The sequence below is a fragment of the Tunicatimonas sp. genome (genome assembly GCF_049647865.1).
GTDB lineage: Bacteria > Bacteroidota > Bacteroidia > Cytophagales > Cyclobacteriaceae > Tunicatimonas.
In genome coordinates, this window is the sequence record NZ_JBARYM010000432.1 from 1 (window position 1) to 3,270 (window position 3,270).

The 3,270-nt window shown below is 42.3% G+C and carries 4 protein-coding genes; 1 reads left to right on the forward strand and 3 read right to left on the reverse strand.

Features of this window, described 5'->3' with window-relative positions; all coding sequences use genetic code 11:
- Positions 1-132: 132 nt before the first annotated feature.
- From WBA23_RS12920 to WBA23_RS12930, 3 genes are all read right to left on the reverse strand, one after another.
- Positions 133-1,152, reverse strand: coding sequence for an alpha/beta fold hydrolase (locus WBA23_RS12920; protein WP_424582692.1), 1,020 nt, complete (start codon positions 1,150-1,152; stop codon positions 133-135).
- Positions 1,149-1,706: a hypothetical protein gene (locus tag WBA23_RS12925; protein ID WP_424582693.1), complete on the reverse strand. Its 558-nt coding sequence runs from the start codon at positions 1,704-1,706 to the stop codon at positions 1,149-1,151. The genes WBA23_RS12920 and WBA23_RS12925 overlap by 4 nt, the downstream gene beginning before the upstream one ends.
- Before the next feature lie 188 nt (positions 1,707-1,894).
- Positions 1,895-2,035, reverse strand: a complete 141-nt coding sequence (locus WBA23_RS12930; RefSeq protein ID WP_424582694.1) for a hypothetical protein — start codon at positions 2,033-2,035, stop codon at positions 1,895-1,897.
- A 498-nt stretch (positions 2,036-2,533) separates the two neighbouring features.
- Here WBA23_RS12930 and WBA23_RS12935 point away from each other — a divergent pair.
- Positions 2,534-3,270, forward strand: a 737-nt coding sequence (locus WBA23_RS12935) for a tetratricopeptide repeat protein (RefSeq protein WP_424582695.1), incomplete at its 3' end; no start/stop codon positions are given.

Sequence of the window (3,270 nt, forward strand, 5' to 3'; positions counted from 1 at the left end):
TTTATTGTTTATCCTAATTTGCGATGAGCGAAACATCAGTTAGGTAAGTGAGTAGTGTACGGTTTCATTTGACTATGATAAAAGTTAAGGTGGCAAGCCACTCAAGTTATCCTTCAGACGAGAGGAAACTTATTACTCATATTGCCGGATAAAATTAATGACTGTGTTAGCGAAAGCTTGCGGTTCTTCGTAATTGGGCGAATGGGCCGAATACTCGAAGATTCTTAGAAATTTGTCCGGGGCTGGAGTTCCTAAATACTGATAAGTATGCTCAGCCAGCACTACTGGAAATACTTTATCGTGCCGCCCCCAGCAAAGAAGCGTAGGTACAGTGATCCGATGGAGCTGATCCGTCAGATCTAGCCCCTGGTCTAAGAATTGGAAATTATAAGGTGCAAAGAAATACGCCGTTGAAATTGGCGAATGAAAGAGCAACTTCGTAAAAGGAACCGAAAGAGAGTCGCTTTTCGGATCATAATCATACCCATTGGCGTGCGCAACAAAGGTGTAGTGCGCATCGTCATTAATACCTACTATCGGATTTTGCTGATACCAGTGGATGGCGAAATTCCAGAATGACTGATCCTTGCCCTCGGCTATTTCCTTCTTCGCAAAATCTATCATCATCTCACGAGACAATGAGTTAGCGGTATTCCAACTATGCCCACCGTCGATTTCTATCCATCCCCTGATATCTGACTGATGCTTTGTTAGATAATTCGTTCCCAATGCTCCGCCCCAGGAATGACCCATCAGAAAAATACTGGGCTGATCGTACTTCACATGAATCAACTGCACCAACTGATTTAGATCTTCGGTAAACTGCTCCATTGTTGCGTCTTCCATGGAAGGGTTACCCTGACTCATTCCACACATCCGCTGATCCCAGTATACAATAGCATACGATTTCTCTATCAACTGGTGCGATGGAAAAATGGTGTAGTACTGAGAGGACCCACCGTCAGGACCCCCGTGCAGCATAATGATAAAAACTTTAGAATCTTTGTTTCCTTTTATCCACACTGGCATAATAGCTTCTTTATTTTCCAGGTAGAAAAAATCGCCTTCGTTAAACATTTCCTGTTCTTGGCAGGCCAGTTGTAGAAAAGAAAGTAGGATCAGAATCCATGAAATAGCGCGAATGGTTTTCATAAGGGTACAATAAATCCAGTGTTCATAGCAAAATGCGTTAAGTAATATCCATTGAAGGGGGCTTTCCAGAAAATCTCTGGCCGGGCGAAAACTTTGATAGATTTACCGTGAATCTTAATTCCATTGTAACCTATTCCCAATGCCACTGAAGGCATAATTTTTCCGCTACCTGATCTTTTATTTTCTACAACAGCTCCGTTGGGTAAAATTCGATAAACCGCTCCACCCTGAGGGCGCTGACGCAAATAGCCTATTCCCACAAAGTTCTCCAGCATAAACTTACCCCCTAGTAGAAGTCGTTGGCCTACTTGAAGCCGGGCGAAAAAGGACGTATTATTTCTTGGATGAAGATAGCCCCCAACGCTCACCGACCAAACCAGTTGATGCTTCGGTGATTGCAAGGGATAATGCTCCACTCCTAGTGCTAAACCAGGATGGGTGAGCGTTTCTCCAAAATAAGAAACTGAAACCGCCTTAGTGGCAAGTTCTTCGGTCTGTGCGTTAGCTAGTACATAGCAAAATAGGAGCACAACGAAAGTCGGGTACTTTATCATTAATTTTTTACTTTATATGAGTTGCGTGTAACTACGTGTTACCTGTCGCCGAGGGAGGGTCAAGCAGAAGTGCTTTGCGTTGATACCAGTTACTTGCTGACGCTCTAAGATTGTCTTCATTTTGTTAGAGTTGAGGGTTAAAGCGTAGTGAAGATTACTTCCTCACACGTAAATTAGTATTGATTAAATTAATGGAATACTATGCCCGCGTGCCGATCGAATAATCGACGAAACCTAGCTTGCTTCATCATTGGTTCTACTCGCTTGGTTCCTGGTAGCGGTTCGCCCTTATAAGGCCGCTCGGTAGTGAATGTGTTTAACGTTTTCATAATTTGTTTCTATTTATTTTAGGCTAATACTGATTACCTTTTCTGGAAAGGCTATGAAACAAAAGTACGGGGATAGATTATGACAGATAAATTTTAAGGGTGAACATAAGGTGAACGTACTACCGATTTGAAGTAGACAAAGTGTATACATGAAACACAGAAAAGCTCTTATACAGGCTATTAAGGAAGATTATTCGCTCAAATTACCGAAAGAAAAAAACTGTTTAATTCATTGAGCTAAGCGAATAAATATCCATATCGGTCTATCACCTCTGTTAATTTTCTGCCACTATTTAGCCCTAATCTCGTATTTTGGGTGTACACCTGTATTTCAAACTTTGTAATCACAGTTTTTCTCAGTAAACACTTGATAGTCAGTATTATATAAGATGATGTACACCTGTTGTCTACTGGCTATGTTCACCTATTGTCTACTTCATTTTGCATCTAGTTAGCGGGGAGTTGTCTAGCTTAGCGATGTACTACTAATAAATCATTATGTTTTTTAATCAATGCCTGATTATACTTACTTGCTTAGGCTTCGCGACACAACTAAGCTGGGCGCAATCATTACCCAACATCCATTCCCAACTAGCAACACTGAGTAGTGACTCGGTACGAATCGACTTTTTAAAACAGCAGATTGACAGTCTCTACCGCTTAGAACCGGAGCGGGCTTTAGCGTATACCAACTTGGCAGATTCGCTACTTGGATCTACAAAAAAATTTGCGAAGCAGCTAGATTTGAAAGCTACCCGAGCAGTTATTTTACGTGAGATGGGTAGATTACAGGAGGCCCAAGAAGTATTGCAAACGGCTCTCGCTCATCCGTCCGCTTCTGAGATCTCTCCCGCAATAGCGTCAGCCCGAGTTCGAATTCATACGGGATTGGCGATTATCTACCGCCGTCGGGGCGATTTGTTAGCCTCCGTAGCGGAGAGTCAGCGGGCTATTCGCCAACTAGATAGTTTGATACGACTACAGCCTAGCGAGAAAATCTATTTCAAGCATCAGTCGGATGCCTATACTGGCCTAGCGATTACCTACGCCCGTTCGGAAAACTACCCACTATCTAACGAGTATTTTCGTCGTGCGCTTAGCTTAGATCAGCAAATTGGTAACGTACAAAAAGTAGACGGAACATTATTTAATTTAGGGTCTAACTTTTATAAAACTGAGCAGTACGATTCAGCCGAATTTTACTGGAATTCCGTTATCAACCGCACTGATACTAC

Coding starts and splice junctions, on each gene's coding strand:
- WBA23_RS12930 (WP_424582694.1), bottom strand. CDS start 2,035: ATGAAAACGTTAAACACATTCACTACCGAGCGGCCTTATAAGGGCGAA.
- WBA23_RS12925 (WP_424582693.1), bottom strand. CDS start 1,706: ATGATAAAGTACCCGACTTTCGTTGTGCTCCTATTTTGCTATGTACTA.
- WBA23_RS12920 (WP_424582692.1), bottom strand. CDS start 1,152: ATGAAAACCATTCGCGCTATTTCATGGATTCTGATCCTACTTTCTTTT.